General features: G+C 44.4%; 10 protein-coding genes. 4 read left to right on the top strand and 6 right to left on the bottom strand.

Annotation, left to right across the window (positions count from 1 at the left end):
* Window positions 1–77 precede the first annotated feature (77 nt).
* From GKZ89_RS16650 to GKZ89_RS16630, 5 genes are all read right to left on the bottom strand, one after another.
* Complete coding sequence (locus GKZ89_RS16650; protein ID WP_155113547.1) at window positions 78–1,577, bottom strand: N-acetylmuramoyl-L-alanine amidase; 1,500 nt, start codon at window positions 1,575–1,577, stop codon at window positions 78–80.
* A gap of 27 nt (window positions 1,578–1,604) precedes the next feature.
* Window positions 1,605–3,794 (bottom strand): SpoIID/LytB domain-containing protein, encoded by a 2,190-nt coding sequence (locus GKZ89_RS16645; RefSeq protein ID WP_155113546.1) that lies wholly within the window; start codon window positions 3,792–3,794, stop codon window positions 1,605–1,607.
* Window positions 3,795–3,971: 177 nt separating this feature from the next.
* Window positions 3,972–4,424 carry a C40 family peptidase gene (locus GKZ89_RS16640; protein ID WP_155113545.1) on the bottom strand — a complete coding sequence of 151 codons (453 nt, stop codon included), beginning with the start codon at window positions 4,422–4,424 and terminating at the stop codon, window positions 3,972–3,974.
* Between the two features lie 211 nt (window positions 4,425–4,635).
* Complete coding sequence (locus tag GKZ89_RS16635; protein ID WP_155113544.1) at window positions 4,636–5,430, bottom strand: SGNH/GDSL hydrolase family protein; 795 nt, start codon at window positions 5,428–5,430, stop codon at window positions 4,636–4,638.
* 204 nt (window positions 5,431–5,634) lie between these two features.
* Window positions 5,635–8,946, bottom strand: a complete 3,312-nt coding sequence (locus tag GKZ89_RS16630) for a S8 family peptidase (RefSeq protein WP_155113543.1) — start codon at window positions 8,944–8,946, stop codon at window positions 5,635–5,637.
* A gap of 362 nt (window positions 8,947–9,308) precedes the next feature.
* Between GKZ89_RS16630 and GKZ89_RS16625 the strand changes: the two genes are divergently transcribed.
* Both GKZ89_RS16625 and GKZ89_RS16620 read left to right on the top strand, forming a co-directional pair.
* On the top strand, window positions 9,309–10,250 hold the full coding sequence (locus GKZ89_RS16625; RefSeq protein WP_162357005.1) for an LCP family glycopolymer transferase: 942 nt from the start codon (window positions 9,309–9,311) through the stop codon (window positions 10,248–10,250).
* Between the two features lie 187 nt (window positions 10,251–10,437).
* On the top strand, window positions 10,438–13,287 hold the full coding sequence (locus GKZ89_RS16620) for an EAL domain-containing protein (RefSeq protein WP_162357003.1): 2,850 nt from the start codon (window positions 10,438–10,440) through the stop codon (window positions 13,285–13,287).
* Between the two features lie 28 nt (window positions 13,288–13,315).
* Here the strand turns inward: GKZ89_RS16620 and GKZ89_RS16615 are convergent, their stop codons facing one another.
* Window positions 13,316–13,822, bottom strand: a complete 507-nt coding sequence (locus GKZ89_RS16615) for a competence protein ComK (RefSeq protein WP_155113540.1) — start codon at window positions 13,820–13,822, stop codon at window positions 13,316–13,318.
* A gap of 271 nt (window positions 13,823–14,093) precedes the next feature.
* On the opposite strand from GKZ89_RS16615, the gene GKZ89_RS16610 reads away from it, so the two are divergent.
* Window positions 14,094–14,984, top strand: a complete 891-nt coding sequence (locus tag GKZ89_RS16610; protein WP_162357001.1) for a CPBP family intramembrane glutamic endopeptidase — start codon at window positions 14,094–14,096, stop codon at window positions 14,982–14,984.
* A gap of 391 nt (window positions 14,985–15,375) precedes the next feature.
* Window positions 15,376–15,960, top strand: a complete 585-nt coding sequence (locus tag GKZ89_RS16605; RefSeq protein ID WP_155113538.1) for a hypothetical protein — start codon at window positions 15,376–15,378, stop codon at window positions 15,958–15,960.
* Window positions 15,961–16,102: the final 142 nt, after the last annotated feature.

Genomic DNA, 16,102 nt, shown 5'->3' with positions numbered 1-16,102 from the left:
ATCTGTAAAGAACTATTAAGGAGGCTTCTTTAAATGCAGAAGAAAATTCACAAATCGTTCAATACTTTATCTTGTTGTTATTCATACTTTTGGAAATAGTAATAGATACCTTCGTAAATGGCATTTGCCGCACGATCGCGGAACGCAGACTGATTTAAAAGAGCAGCTTCCCTGGAATTCGAGAGAAAGCCCACCTCCACAAGCACACTCGGCATATACCCATGCTTGATCACTTTGAAGTCTGCCGTCTTTACTCCCCTGTTGTCCATCTCCAGGTCGCTTGCCAGCTGCTTTTGAATTTCTTCGGCAAGCAGCTTACTTTCAGGGGATTTAGTACTCCAGTACGTTTCAGTACCGTCAGGACTTGAACTAATGTTTGCGTTATTATGGATGCTGACAAAAACATCTGCATTTTGCTTAACAGCCATTTCTACCCTTTCGTCCAAGGTAGGGTACGTATCACCTGTCCTTGTCATGACAGGGTACGCATCTTTAGCTGATAATTTGCTGACTGTCCTTTTGCCGATGTCCAATACAATGTTCTTTTCCTTTTGCCCTGTGTTCTTATTTACAGCGCCCGGATCTTTGTATCCATGGCCAGGATCAATCATGATTTTACGGCCTAAGAGCGGACTCGATAATCTGCTGGTTACACTTGAAGACACAGATTTTGTTCCGCCCAGAATGGAGAACCCGGACATTTTATGAACTTTAATATGACTCATCGTGCTGCCTGGAACAGCCGAGGCTTTCGTCAGCAAAATAGAAGCATTCTGCTTGGCAGCAGCAACAGAGCCTGCAAGCGCATCAGCATAGGCATGTCCATTTGCTATAAATACCTTATCACTGGACATCTTATATGCTGCAGCTACATTCGCTGCAACTTTATAGCGGTCTTCTCCGCTTATTCTCTTGCGGGTCGGGGCAAGTGAATGATAGACTGAGTCGCTTACACTGGCAGTCCCGCCGACCAGTACCGCATTATTGATTCCCCTGCTGGATATGGCACTTTTTGTTGAATACGGTACAGAGTTCTTGCTAACGAGCAGGATAGGAGTCCCGCTTCTTGCGGCATACGGAGCGATGGACAGAGCATCTGCATAAGCAGTACCTGAAGCAAAAATCGCTTTAGATGAAGAAGGAAACTTTTTAGCAATGTTGGCTGCAACTTCATAACGGTCTCTTCCATTAATTCTTTCAACGCTACTTATTCCCATGCCTTTCAGCTGATTGTACACGTTTCCGCTGATGCTTGATGTTCCGCCGATCAGTATAACCTTGGAAGCTTTCAGCTGACTGATTCTTGTCCTCGTTTCAGCCGGAATTCCTCCCGGATTGGTCAGCAGGATCGGGGCATTCAGCCTGTAAGCCAGCGGAGCAGCCGCCAAAGAATCTGCATAGGCGCTGTAGGAGGCCAGGATTACGGTACCGGACGTGTTCCAGTCCCTGGACAAACTTACGGCTACATTAATCCGGTTTGATCCATCATATCTTTTAATCGTGTTCGCTGCTTCAGCACTTGCTCCATAAACGAAAAGGCCTGCCAGTAGTACGAAAAAAGCTGCGGTTTTCTTCAACGTTACCTCCTGTGTTTTAACCTGCTGTTAATATAAGGTTTTAATTTGAGTACCTTCATAATAAAATTTCAGGATATCCTGATACTTAACACCTTTATTGGCTCTATTATTGGCACCATGCTGACTGAGACCGACACCGTGCCCAAAGCCTGTGCCATGGAAGGTAAAGGACGATGAATCTGCTGCAACGGATTGGAACATCGTACCTTTAATGTAGCTTGTACCAAGAACCGATCTCATTTTATTTGCATCAAATGAGAAGGTTTCCTGATGTTTTTTGAATACTCCTGTTGGTTCGAGCACATATTTTCCGTTTTGCTTTATATAATAAACGAGACTTACGGCGACACTGCTCGGTCTTCCGCTTGCTGTTTTGATTGTTGATAAAGAGGCATTAGTGATGGAAACCACTTTAAATTCAGACTCCGGGTGAATTTTTAACAGTTGCTTTTTAAGGCCGGCAAGTTTTGATTCGTCTGTTTCTTTTTTCATCCACAGCTGATCCGGCTTCTTCATATCCAGGCCGGTAGTTGAAATTTGTACCCTATTCAGCTTGTTCTGCCACTTATAGGCCGTATCATAAGTGTCTTGTTTAGGAGTGAGATAAGATTTAATGATCTCCCCAGGTACAGAAAAGCTGGATTCTGTGTAGCCACCATTGCTTGATGTATAAACACTATCCTGCAAAACAATGCCATCGAGTGTTAGAACCTGGCCTTTAGTGCCTTGAACAGCAAGGTCTGTGTTGTGGTGCCAGGAAGAATATCCACCATATACCTGAAAGGAATCCGTATCATTCATTGCACTGTTCAGCCTTTTGTAAGCATATGTCCGGGCAGAGACAGCTTGGGACTTAAGAGCTTCTATATTCCATGATGCATACATCTCGTCCGGCACTACACCCCGCAAGTAATCTTCCATAGGAATGTTCATGTTCACAGGCTTGATGAATAGATCGTTTTTTACATCAAACTTCATGGCACCAAGATATTTCCTGTTATTAATGAGCAGCTTATTTTCTTCAGAATAGCGGCCAGGGACAAATACAGCCGTTCCCTTTTCACCGAAATCCTTAATTTTTGTTCCAGCAGCGTTATAAAGCCCAAGTCTCTTGTTCTCCACTTTGACAAAGTAGCTTGTTCCCGGAGATAAGTACAAAGCATTCGGAAGCTCATTTTCCACCGCTTGCGCTACCGAAACCGGTCCTCCAAGGATCGTGAATGAGCGGGTTCCTTTTTCCTGTATCACCTGCTTAACCGAATCCGGAAGCCTGTTATTATATGTCAGCAGGATTGGGGCATTCCGTTTTGAAGCAAGCACTGAACCCGTCAGTGCGTCAGCAGGCTCCGCACTGCTGCCGTTTGCAATGATCGCTTCCTCTGCTGCATTGTAAAACTTTTTCGCGATATTCGATGCCACATCATACCGGCTTGCACCGCCGATCCGCTCAACTGAAATGCCAGCTGAGTTCAGCTTTTCCGTTACCTTACTGCTAACACTCGCTTCTCCCCCGATGACCAGGACCTTCTTCTTCCCATTTAAAGCTTCAAGTGTTTCTTTAGGAAGCAGATCCTTTTTCGTCAGCAAAATAGGGAATTTATTAGTCGCTGCATAAGGAGCGATGGACAAAGCATCATGGTATTTTTCACCGTTTGTGAGAACGGCTGTTTCTGTACCGCCGGAGAGATCTGACTTTATATTCTCAGAAACCTCATAGCGGTTAGCACCTGCGTAACGGGTAATTTCTTTGATTCCGTTAATCGATTTCAGCTGGTTTTCGACTGTCTGACTGACACTTACTTTCCCGCCGACAATCACAATATTATCCGGCTTCAGTTTTTCAATTTGATCTCTTGTTTTCTCAGTAAGTTTTGCTGAGTCTGTCAAAAGAATCGGAGCATCCAACTGGGCTGCGAGCGGCGCTGCGGACAATGCGTCTGCAAAAGCATCTCTTTTTACGATGAACACCGTATTAGACGTACTCCAGCCGGAAGAGGCAATTCCATTTGCCACATCATACCGGTCAGCACCGGATATTCGAACATTCGCATTATCAATTTTATAGGACCCTTCGCTTTGGATAGCAACCGATTTTGCCTGATCTCCTATAAATCTCTTAAGTTCAATGGAAACGAGCGGTTCTGTTCCGGCTGCGGCTGCTCCGGCAGGAAATGCAAGAACAGCAGCTGCTGCTAGCGACACTAACTTTTTTTTCATTTCAGGTCCCCCATTTAGTGTTCAGTCTTAGGAAAAGCCATTTTTCCTGCACATCTTTTTATATCGGCATAAACATGGTATTTTCCAGGCTATTAGACTATAAAAATAAAAATTCCCAAGAAAAAAACCCGAATACCGGGTTTTTAAATTTTTAGTTGAGGGTATTGAAACAGTAGGTTAGTTTCTTTTTGCTCCTACATATTTAGGCTTCCAATAAGAATTACTCAAAGAATCAACTCTTACACCTCTTGAACTGGATGCATGAATAAATTTGCCGCTTCCTGTATAGATTCCTACGTGAGACGGGCTTTTCTTGCTTGAAGTTCTAAAGAAGATCAAATCTCCTTTTTTCAGTTTCGATTTGCTGATCGAGCTTCCTTTTTTATACATGTCAGCCGCAGTACGCGGCAAAACCTTTTTAACAGACTTCTTGAAGGTATAACCAACAAATCCGGAACAGTCAAAACCTCTTACAGTAGTTCCACCATAACGGTATGGAGTTCCTATGTATCGTTTTGCTTCTTGAACAATCCGTTCTTCCTTAGAGACTGAAGCAGCTTCGGCTGAGTATATTTTCACAGTACTGAACGCAAGCGTAAGGGACAAGATTGCCAACCATTTCTTTTTCATTTGTTACCTCCGAAGGATTTTACTTGTTTGGTAGTCTTATATTACCAATTATTTTTTGACAACAGGTTACAATTTTTTTACGTTTTATTACATTACTATTACAAAACACGATATTTCAACTGCTTTTATGACATATGCTTCCACATAACTGATCCTATACTTCCATCTCTAAACCATAAAAAAACCCCGTAGGACAAAGTCCTGCGGGTTCCTATAGTTTGCTTATAAAGTATTCTGATAAGTGTTCAGCCCATACTTCATGTCCTTTAGACGAGGGACCGGAGCCGTCTTCCTCAATATAGTCTTTTAGAGCTGGATCATTGCCTTTGGGCCAGCTGCTCCAATGATCAACATATGCATATCCTTCTTTTTTAGCATACTCTTTAAGCTTGCCAACCTCTTTCGGGTAAAATACAGCATTGTATAATGGATAAGAAGGCTGGATCATAATAATCGGCTTGCTGCCGTCATTTGAGATGTTGCCAAGGATCGATGTGAGATTGGATAGGGAGTTTTCAATCCCGATTTTACCATTATCCTCTAACAAAAAAGGTTCAACCAATACTAGATCAGGACTTGCTTTCACTACATTTTCATATAACGATTCATTAAGCACTTCTTTGGATGTTTTGTCTTTAATAAGAATAGTCTTAACTTGAATAAGTCCTGCTGGATAACTTTCCTTTATGTTGTTCTCGAACCGGCTCATCCAGGAGTTTTTATTATTACCAGAAGTATCTGATCCAAAAATAACAAAATTTAAGGATTTTTGATTTTTCTCTGCGTTCACAATAGCTTCCTTCACTGCTTTAGGGAGATTTTTTGTTAATGGAGCAGAACCATTCTCCAGGTTTTCAGGTTGCTGGATGTCTGTTTCCGCTGATGATGAAGCAAGAAGTTCTTCGGAGGCTGTCTGCTTTTCTATTTTTTGATCCCAGTAAATCTTCCCTGCCGCAATACTAGCAATCGAAATGATAATCGTGAGTATAATCGCTGCTTTTTTCAAGATACTTCCTCCAATAGTTAAATTGCCTTTTGATAGTATACTACATTTTATGGAAGGGGAGGATATTTTTAAATTAATTTTCTTGTTGGCGCAGAGCGAAATACTAAAATAAATTTAAGACTGACATTTTTATCTTTTTCTAAATCATAAAAACCCGGCGCTGCTAATCAGTGCCGGGTTCCGCCGTATTATAGAGAAACAAAACTATTTAACGGTGAGTTCATACGGATACATACTCACCCGCTCAGAACTCTCCTCCACCGTCACATAATATACCCCTTTTTTCAGATCGGCCATAAAGGCTTCAGGATCTCCCGTGCTGTAAACATCGGAAGTGCGCACAAGCCGGCCGGAGGCATCATGTACTGTAACCTTCCCATCCAGTCCGAATGGAGAAGAGAGGGCAAATGTGATACGGCCATTTTTGGATAAGGAGAACTTATACGTATCCGTGTCGCCAAAGGTATGATAATATCCCGATCCCTTCCCGTTTTTCAGGGACAATGGTTTGGACGGGATATTGTTTTTCTTAACAGAACCCCTGTCCTCATCCACTTTTGAAATGGAACCTATCGACAATTTATAAGGCACCATCGATACAGCAAACGGATCATAATTAAATGCTGCGATGAAATAGCCTTTTCGTGATTTTGCATCAATGGATCCAGTCTCCGGCTCATTTGGTCCTGTGTAGTCGCCAAGCATGAAGTTCCCTTCTTCAGAAGGCTCCATCCTGCCGTTTCCGTTGGAATCCTCAATTGTTACAACAACAGGATCAATCGCTCCTCTAAATTCACTTTGAATCCCGGAACGGACCTGTTCAGGTACCGGTAGAAGCCGGTAGGAATACACTCCAGGTTTTGCCGGTTTGAAGTAGTAGAAATCCAGATCTCCAACGGAAGAAAAGTTACCGGTCAAGGTTGAACTGATTGGTCTGGCATCCTCATAATGATCATTGTCTTCATAGGTATCAGCTGTTTTATCCACCAGCATTTTAATCGTCAGGCGATACGGAAGGAGTGAGCCTTCCTGTCCAGTCAGACGGATGTAATAAGCCTGATTTTTTTTGAGCCCTGCTTTGTATTTAGGCGAGGCTGTAAAGCCGTCATTCGTATTGGCACCAACGAAATGAAATTCTTCAAATTCCTCGTCGTACGTGAAAATTTCCATTAGCGGCAGCTTGCTATCGGCTGCATCACGGAAAGACAGTTCATAGATGGCATGGCCTGAAGGGACGAATTTATACCAATCCTCGTCTTCCATGAACTGAAGATAGCCTGTTTTTTCCTTGCCGGCCGTAATAGATCCTGCTTGTTCGATAATTTTTTGGTTTGTTTCCTCGTAGGAATCCTCTTCTTCTGATCCTGCCTCAGGATATTGATCCTCGTCGTCAGGAAGGACTTTGCTTTCTAAAGACAGTTTATACGGGATAAAAGAAGTAAAGCTTCCATAAAAATCAACTGACTGGCTTTGTTCCTTGCTATCGAAGTTTTCGAGATTCAGTTTATTGGAAACTTCGAACACATAGTCTGTGCCCGGTTCAGGCATGAATACAATACTCTCCCCTTCACCTGATCCTCCATTATCCGCTATTTCCACTTCATTTTCAGTCTCTTCTCCCGATTCACCGGGTTCTTCCGATTCTTCTTTGGTGTTCGCATATATGTGCAGGCTGGAATCTATCCCCGGCACTCCGGAAAGATTGAGCCTGACTTTCGATCCCGGTTGAAGCATATCCGAGTTGAATTCAAAATAATCACTGTCACCTTCCGAATTTCCCTCATCTGTAAAATAGAGCGGAGCCGTTGTCTCAAAAGGAGCCTTCAGGATCTTTGCAGGCGTCTCTTTCGTATTTCCATCCTCAAGCTTTGCTGAACGCTTTTCAATAGAGAGCTCATATGGAGAAGCACCGCTTTCACTGTAGTTCCCGTAAGCATTTTTCACAGATACGACCAAAACTCCGTCTTCTTTTGCTTCATACAGCTTGCCTTCTTTGCCATTCTCTTTCCGGTCGTTTACCAATTCCGAATAAGCGGGCCTGCTGTTCTTTCCTTTATAAAAGCTAATACCCAGTATGCGGTCATAATCTCCTGCTTCCTTGAGCTGAAGCTGAACATTCTCGCCCTTTTTCACTGGCAGTTTGTAATAATCCGTCTGATTCAGCTTTTTAAAAGACCCTTTCACCGTTTTCAGTTTACCGTCTTCAGCGGTAAGCGAAATAGCCGAAGCAAGAACACGATCCTGCTTCACCTTCGGATCTGCAGGGATCTTCTTCACATCAAACTTCAGTGCAGCCACCGGATCAACCTGGCCATTTCCATAGCTTAGGTCATAGCCTTTTTTTCCGGCATCCTTCGCTGTTTTATTCAGAATATAATTAACCTGGTAAGGTGTAAGCTTCGGATTTTTGCTCAAAAGCAGGGAAGCAGTACCCGCTACGACAGGAGAAGCCATAGAGGTTCCGCTCATCTTCGCATAGGTAGACCCCTTCTCCATGTCATAAAAAGAAGAATAGATCGCATCTCCAGGTGCCGTTACATCTACTGAAGGGCCATACGTGGAAAAGCCGGACAGCTTGCTGCTGCTGTTTGTGCTCCCTACAGAAATGACACCATCATAGGATGCGGGATATAATTGCATGTTTGTCCCGCTATTTCCTGCAGAAGCTACTACCGTAATGTTAGCATCAACCGCCTTCTTCACAGCTTCTTCCAATATTGGTGAGGAAATATCTGTGCCAAGGCTCATATTGATGACCTGAGCCTTCAATTCAATAGCTTTCAGCACGCCCTGCGCAATGACATAGTCATTGGTATAAGGATTCCGGTTAAACACATCAATCGAGACAATTTCTGCATCAGGATTGATTCCGTAACCGCCTTCTCCATTTCCTTTAGCTGCTGCGATAATTCCTGCCACATGTGTTCCATGGGGATCAGCAAGACCCTTTTGCAGCGGATTTTTCACATTATAGCTTACTTTTATTTTACTCTTCAGCTCCGGATGCTTCGTATCGCCTCCTCCGTCAATCACAGCAACCCGCACTTTGTTTTTACCGGCAAGTTTTGCTGCTTCATCCACCTTCAGCCCCTTCAAGTGGTACATGGAACTTGCCTTTATATCGGGGTATCCATGCTTCTCAACCAAGGCGCTCTTTGCAATGGCGGTTACATTGGATAACTTTGAGTACTTTTCTGCAATTGCCTCCAATGAAGACTTCCCTGATACACTGACGACGTCATAGCTGAGGCCCGGTACCCGCTGCAGCAGCTTCCCGCCTGCCCGGCGATGGTCTGAAACGGAAAGAGGTGTTTTATATTTCACCATCAGTACGTGCTCATCAAACGTTTCGCGGCTCTCTTTCTTTTTGTCCGAAAGATTATTTCTAAACACCTCTTCTAATGGAAGGCCCGATTTAGCTGCTGCCTTCTGAGCTGCCGGTCCGGCTTGTACGGTGCTCAAAACAAGCAGTCCCGCAAGCACAGCCCCCATTGACTTTCTGCTTTTTCTCTTCACTCTGTTACCCCCGTTTTATCGGAATTTTATTCCAACTATTAAAATACGTTGTCCCACTGCCTTTTCCTCTTTTTTTGAGAAGATAATTTCATGGAATATATTGTGGAAATTTCCCGGGGAATGACGATTCAAGCAGTATAGCTAGTTTAGGACGGATGCTTAAGAAAGCAGAATCAAAATCCTGTCTTTTATTGCCCATTTATGAAACCTTTTCACCCATTCAAGCGTCATACAGGAAGCAGCTTCACAAAAAAAGATAGACTTTTTCTTCAAATTATGGCAAAATTCTTTCAGTTAGACTAACAATTCTATCCATTTTGGCTTATGGACTATATAGATTAATGAAACGAGGGCGAAAACGAGTGAGGACTCAAAAAGGAAAGAAAAAAAAGACATGGCTGTTGGTGACGATCTCTATTATCGGGGTTTTTCTTTTAGGCACCGCTGTGTATGCAGGTTATCTGGTTAAACGAACGAACGATGCAGTTGCTGTCATTCAGGAAAAGGCAGAATATAAGCGGGTAAACCCTGTAGCTGACCTTGCTAAGAAAGAACCGATTTCCATCCTGTTAATGGGTGTGGATGAACGGGATGGGGATGCTGGCCGCTCCGACTCCCTGATCTATATGACCGTTAATCCAAACAAAAAGGAAATGCATATGGTCAGTATTCCAAGGGACACCCGAACAGAGATCATCGGTCATAACACGGTTGATAAAATCAATCACGCTTACGCATTCGGCGGAACGACAATGGCCATTGAAACCGTTCAAAATTTTCTCGGTGTAGACGTTGACTATTTCGTTAAAGTAAATATGGAAAGCTTTAAGCAGATCGTTGATACGGTCGGCGGTGTAACGATTGACAATCACCTCGCCTTCGAATATGAAAACGAAACGTTCCAAAAAGGACCCATTACATTGACAGGAGAACAGGCTCTTAAATACAGCCGCATGCGCTACGAGGATCCGGATGGCGATTTCGGCCGTCAGCTCCGACAAAGAATGGTGATTGAAGCGGTCATTGCCAAAGGGGCAAACATTCAATCGATTTCTAAGTTTGGTGATATGCTCGGCGTAGTCGAAAATAATGTTAAGACGAATCTTTCCTTTGATAATATGTGGAATATGGTTTCCAACTACCGTGATGCCAGTCAAAAGATGATCCAGCATTCAATTAAAGGAAATGATACAAAAATTGACGGGATTTATTATCTGGAGGTTCCTGAGGAAAACCGGACAGCTCTTACAAACGAGCTTAAGAAAAGCCTTGAGATCTCGACTGACACTGCTCTAAAAAAATAAAATCCGGCTCCTGCCGGATTTTTTTTATTTGCTTCCGCTGCAATCGGCTTCTCTTTTATGAGAAAAGTAGTTCATAAGACTCATTTTATTTCAATCTATCTATATTCCCCTAGCGCAATATTCCTAAACCTCATATAATTAGCTTGCAGATTGCAAAATCCGACAAAATTCTACTTTGGTGATGACATTGACTCCAAAACGTAAACACTCACTCTCCTGGCTTGGGGCCCTTCCACTGACGATCCTTGCTGTTCTTTTCAATTATTTCTCCGTTGAAATTTTCTTTGGAATTGATTTTTTATTTGGTTCTGTATTTGTTTTCATCATTGTTTTCACTTATGGATTAAGGGCAGGTCTGGCAGCTTCCCTTATTGCCAGTACGGCTACTTTCTTTTTGTGGGGACATGTTTTCGGAATCATTCTTCTGACCTGTGAAGCAGCAGCCGTTTACTGGCTTCAGCGCAGAAGCGGCATGAACCCTGCCATCCTGGTCGCCGTCTATTGGCTTTTTGCCGGAATCCCCCTCGTTTATTTAACGTACTTCGGTTTTTTAGGCACAGATCTGCTCGATACGACGATTGTAGGCCTGAAATATATGGTGAACGGTATTCTTAATTCCCTGATCTTCTCCATTTTCCACCTACTCTATCAGCAATACGTTTTAAAAAGATTCAAACCCAAACGTTTTCAGGAAGTACTGTTTATCACATTTACTTCCATTTTCCTGATCCCTTCTATGTTTATGCTTGTCTATGAGGGAAACAAAGAATATAAAGAGGAACTTGTCCGCTTGGAACAGACCGCTTCTTTAAAAAAGCAAATGATTTCATCCTCGCTGTCAAGCTGGGAATCCGCCCATCGTGCTTCTCTCAATACGTTGAAACTATATATATCAGAAGACAGCCGACATATGCAGCAGCATTTGCAGGAACTCGGCCGCTCATTGCCTTATGTACAGGATATATACGTGTTTAATCACCGGAAAGACCTTGATTACATCTATTCGGAGAAATCGAATCTCCCTTTTTACCATATTCCTTTTCTAAAGCTGACTAAAATGAATCCTTATGTGACGGACGTTTATTTGAACCAGTTTACAAGGGAGCAAATGACGAGCATCGTTGTTCCGTTCCATGAAGAGAAATATACCGGATTTGCGGTTGCCACCTACCGGATTCAGGATCTGCTCATGATGCTGAACCGCATGGAACCCCGCGAAAACATTGAAGTAAGTCTTTATGATGAACAGCTGCTTTCCATGTACAGGCTGAGCCAGCTTAAAAACGGCAAAATTTCCGAATTTGCAGATCCAAATTCCTCTTTTATTATGCAGCCTGGCGGGGATCAAAGTGAGAATAAGATGAATCGCTGGAAAGAATCTTCCCTGGCTGAAAGAACAGCGGTACCGTTAATCCCATGGAATCTTTTTACTGCTGTTGAAATTGAACCGTACCAAGACCGCCTGTACATGAGCTACATTAAGCTTTTCGGCATGATCCTGATGATGATCGGCATGTCCATCTTTCTTGCCTACTGGCTGAGCAACATTCTCGTCAATTCAATCCGGAGCCTGTCTATCATTACCGAGCAGGTTTCTCCTGCAAAAATGGCCGGCCAGAAAATTGCCTGGCCGAAAACAAGCATCATGGAGGTATCCAGGCTTACGAAGAGCTTCGAACAGCTGATCAGCGACTTTAACCAAATCATGCAGGAACTAAAATCCAAGCAGAAAAAACTGGAGTATTTTGCCCATTATGATGTGTTGACGAATATGCATAACCGGTATTCCTTTACAGAACAGCTGGAACGGGAGCTTCGCCTGTCAGGGCAGTTTGACCGCTCACTGGCGTTAATGTTTTGTGACTTGGATCGGTTCAAGCTAATCAATGATTCCCTGGGCCATGATACAGGAGACGAACTGTTGAGAGAGCTCTCAAATAAGATCCGAAATATATGTGGAGAATGCGCGATCCTCTGCCGCCACGGCGGCGATGAATTCCTGATTGCTTTGCCCGCAGAGGGAGAAGATTCTGCAGCTGCTGCTGCACGAAAGCTGCTGGAGGATATTTCCAAGCCGATTGTGATCGGTGAACACGAGGTAAGTGTTACCTGCAGTATAGGCATCAGTCTTTACCCTGCACACGCTACAACAATCGAAGGCTTAATTTCCACTGCCGACATTGCCATGTACAGTGCAAAGGAAAAAGGGAAAAACACATTCGAATTTTTCAGTCCCGAATTAAGCGGCAATCTGGCCAGACGCGTCATGATTGAAAATGAGCTGCAAAAGGGCATTGAATTTGAGGAATTCCATCTGCATTACCAGCCTCAGCTGGATTTGAAAACGAACAGAATGACCGGTCTTGAGGCCTTGATCCGCTGGGAAAATCCCCGTCTCGGCCGGGTATCGCCAGCCGAATTTATTCCGGTTGCAGAGGAAACCGGGATTATCCGCCGTCTTGGGGAGTGGGTGATTGACCGCGCTGCTTCCGACATGAGAAAACTGATGGAGCATGGGCATCACGAACTCAGCGTAGCCGTCAACATTTCCATTAAGCAGTTTTACCACGACTCCCTTCCAGGCTTTATTATGGAAGTGCTCGCCAAGCATCAGGTCCCGGCGTCCCGTTTTAAAATTGAGATTACGGAAAGCGTCGTAATCGGCCATTTTGACCTTGTACTTGAACAGCTCCATTCTCTGAAAAAAGAAGGCATCCAAATTGCCCTCGATGATTTCGGAACAGGCTACTCCTCTTTGAATTACCTGAAGATCCTGCCGATTGATATCGTTAAAATTGACCGGTCATTCATACAGGATATTCTTTCCAACCCTGAGGATGCCGCCATCGTGCAGGCTGTCATTCAAATCGCCGAAAGCAGCAGCCTTACTGTAATTGCCGAAGGTGTTGAAACAGATGAGCAAACCGATTTTCTGAGAGTCATCGGCTGCCACCAGGGACAAGGGTACACCTTCAGCCGTCCTAAACCAATCGAAGCGCTCCTCACTGAGCTGGAAGAACAATACACAAAAGGGTGACCTGCAGGAGCGGGCCACCCTTTGCTATTTATTTTCTGGTCGGGCGATACTGGTCATCCAGCAAAAAGCGTCTCCGCTGCTGAAACGTCATGGCAAGATGAGAGGTATTTCCAACCTTGCTCGTTATGTACTCCTTTAATAGAGGAATAAACAGCTGTTCCCCATTCGTTAAGATCGCCACCGACTTATTTTTAAAGGCGCGCACATCTTTTACATGCTCGACTGAAAGCCAGATGACCCCGTCACTCCGGGGTGACATTGTCGGGAACATATAGATATCGTTGAACTCGCACACACATACCGGCAGGAGCTTCTGTCCGATCAGGATTTCTCCGGACGCCTTTAATCTTCCCTTATAACTGCTCCCATAAAACACACAGTTCTCTTCAATGATGGACGTTGCAGATTTACGAATCATCAGCTTCTGATACTCTTCATGAATAATGGTATACGCATAGCCGAGGCTATCCCATTTTAACTCAAGAGCCATCGTTTTTTTCGTAATCCAATATTCGTTTTCAATCTCTCTAATCATCGTATCCCCCCTTGTCTGCTAAATTAATGATATGATATGTGCAGGCCTACATTGCCTGCTCTCTTCACCTATGCTCCCGGCCAGGCTGCAGATGGGAAGAGAGTTTTTCCATTTTAACGGCAGTTTCATAAACATCACCTCTTTTTACCTAGATTTAAATAGTAAAATTTAACTATTCTAGAAACATTATATATAATTTACCATACCTAAATTATGTTATTTATGTTAAAAAACTGTATTGTTTTTGTAATGAATGCGGAGGGATTGTATCATGAGCAGCTATTTAGATTCATTTTCCGGCAGAAACTCTTGGAAGCGTTACTTGTCCTCTCTTGCGGTCGTTCTTGGCTTTCTGTTAATCGGCGGTATCGCATACGGCCTCTCTCTGATCATGGCGATTCAGCTTGATGGAGATTCTTATTTTGATATAGAACTTGGGAGATCCATTGGCCTGTCTCCCTATATCGAATTCATGTTACTGAATTCTGTTTACCTGTTCTGGCTGCTGGGCCTCTTTATTTCGGTCAGGTTCATTCATAAACGGCCGCTCCGGTCACTCGTCACACACAGAGATCACGTACAGTGGGGGAGAGTTTTTTGGGGATTCGGCGTATTCTTGGGAATCTATCTCTTGCTGAACGTCGCTGATTTGCTTATTTTCCAGGAGGGATTTAAAGTTAACCCCGGTACGTCCCCTTCACAATTTCTATTATTGTTTGGGCTCGTTCTTATTTTCACACCGATCCAGACAACGGTTGAGGAGCTTTTCTTCCGGGGCTTTCTCGCTCAATGGATTGGAAAAGGAGTGCGTAACCCCCTTCTGCTGTCTCTGATTATCGCGCTGATTTTCGGCTCGCTTCACTTTGCCAATCCCGAAATGAGCAGGTCCGCCCTATTTGTCGGGCTCGAATACCTATTCGCCGGCTTCATGCTTACGTACGTTGCTGTCAAAACCGGCACCGCCGAGCTGTCGATCGGAGCACATGCCGCCAACAACATCTTCCTGTTTCTCTTCTTCTCAGACAAACAATCTGTCGGCGGCGAGCTTCCTGCACTCTTTGAAGCAGGTGAGGTAAACGCAGGAATTTCACTGCTGTGGTCGGTCGTGCTATTTGGAGTGTTTTATTGGATGAGCATGAGGAAATACGGCGGGCAGGAATGATGAGGGGATGGGTGTTTTTAGCTTGGTCAGACGAGCAAACGCGGGGGCGGGGGGAGGGTCAGTCCCGCACTTTGCTAAAGAACTAAAGCTCTGGCACCATTTTTCTTAGCCCTTGGCACATAAGGGATTGCAGCGCTGTTCCTCTGTCCCCTGCTGCTTTAAAGGATGTGGGGACTGCCCCCGTGCCAGTCCCCACATTCTCTGCCGCACTAAAGCTCCGGCACCTCCTCTTTCAAACCCTTGTACACCAATGGATTGCAGCTCCAGGCCTCTGTCCCCCGCTTCGGTGAAGCTTCGCGGGACTGCCCCCCTCAAATAGCCATGCACCGCCTTCCGCCTCCCTCCATACGATAACCCATACCAAAAAGGGTACGTACAAGGAGGCCTCCAGTTGATTAAAATTTTATCCCTATTAGCAGCTTCACTGTTTTTGCTTAGCGGATGTGTCGTGAATGAAAAGCCTGTTCAAGAAGAAAAACCGGCTGCATTGGAAAAGCCTGCAGCACCTGAGCAAGATAAAGAGAAGGCACCGATAGCGGAGCCTGCACCTGAGGATTTGGCGCCTGAACCTGCTCCCGATGCCGGCGAGCTTCAGTATTTGGATGCAATCAGCCCCATCCTCAATCAGATGGCAGCTGGACTTTTCGACTTTGGAACGTTAAATCTGGAAGCGAGTCAGGATCCTTCCCTTTTAACAGATCCAGATTGGATATCGGAAATGGCTGCCTCTCTAGTTTTACTGCAGGGCACAAGTGATGCGCTGAAAGCTCTCAGCCCGCCGCCAGAAATGGCTGAAGTCCACAGCTTGCTCCTGAAGGCAGGAACAGAAATTGAATATGTAACAGAAAATTACCCCGCTGCCATCGAAAATGGAGATCTTATTGCAATCGGGAAGTGTACAGAAGCACTGGTAAATGTGGGAATGTACCTGGAGCAGGCTACCGAGGCACTTGGCACATCATTGCCTTCTTATTGAATGGGGAAGAGACAGAATCGGGGACAGTCCCGCACTTCGCTAAAGGACTAAAGCTCCGGCACCATTTTTCTTAGCCCTTGGCACATAAGGGATTGCAGCGCTGTTCCTCTGTCCCCTGCTGCTTTAAAGGATGTGGGGACTG

The sequence above is a fragment of the Metabacillus mangrovi genome (assembly GCF_009711125.1).
GTDB classification, from domain to species: Bacteria; Bacillota; Bacilli; order Bacillales; family Bacillaceae; genus Metabacillus_B; species Metabacillus_B mangrovi.
The sequence above is the reverse complement of the archived record's forward strand: the minus strand, read 5'-3'. Positions and strand labels throughout refer to the sequence as shown.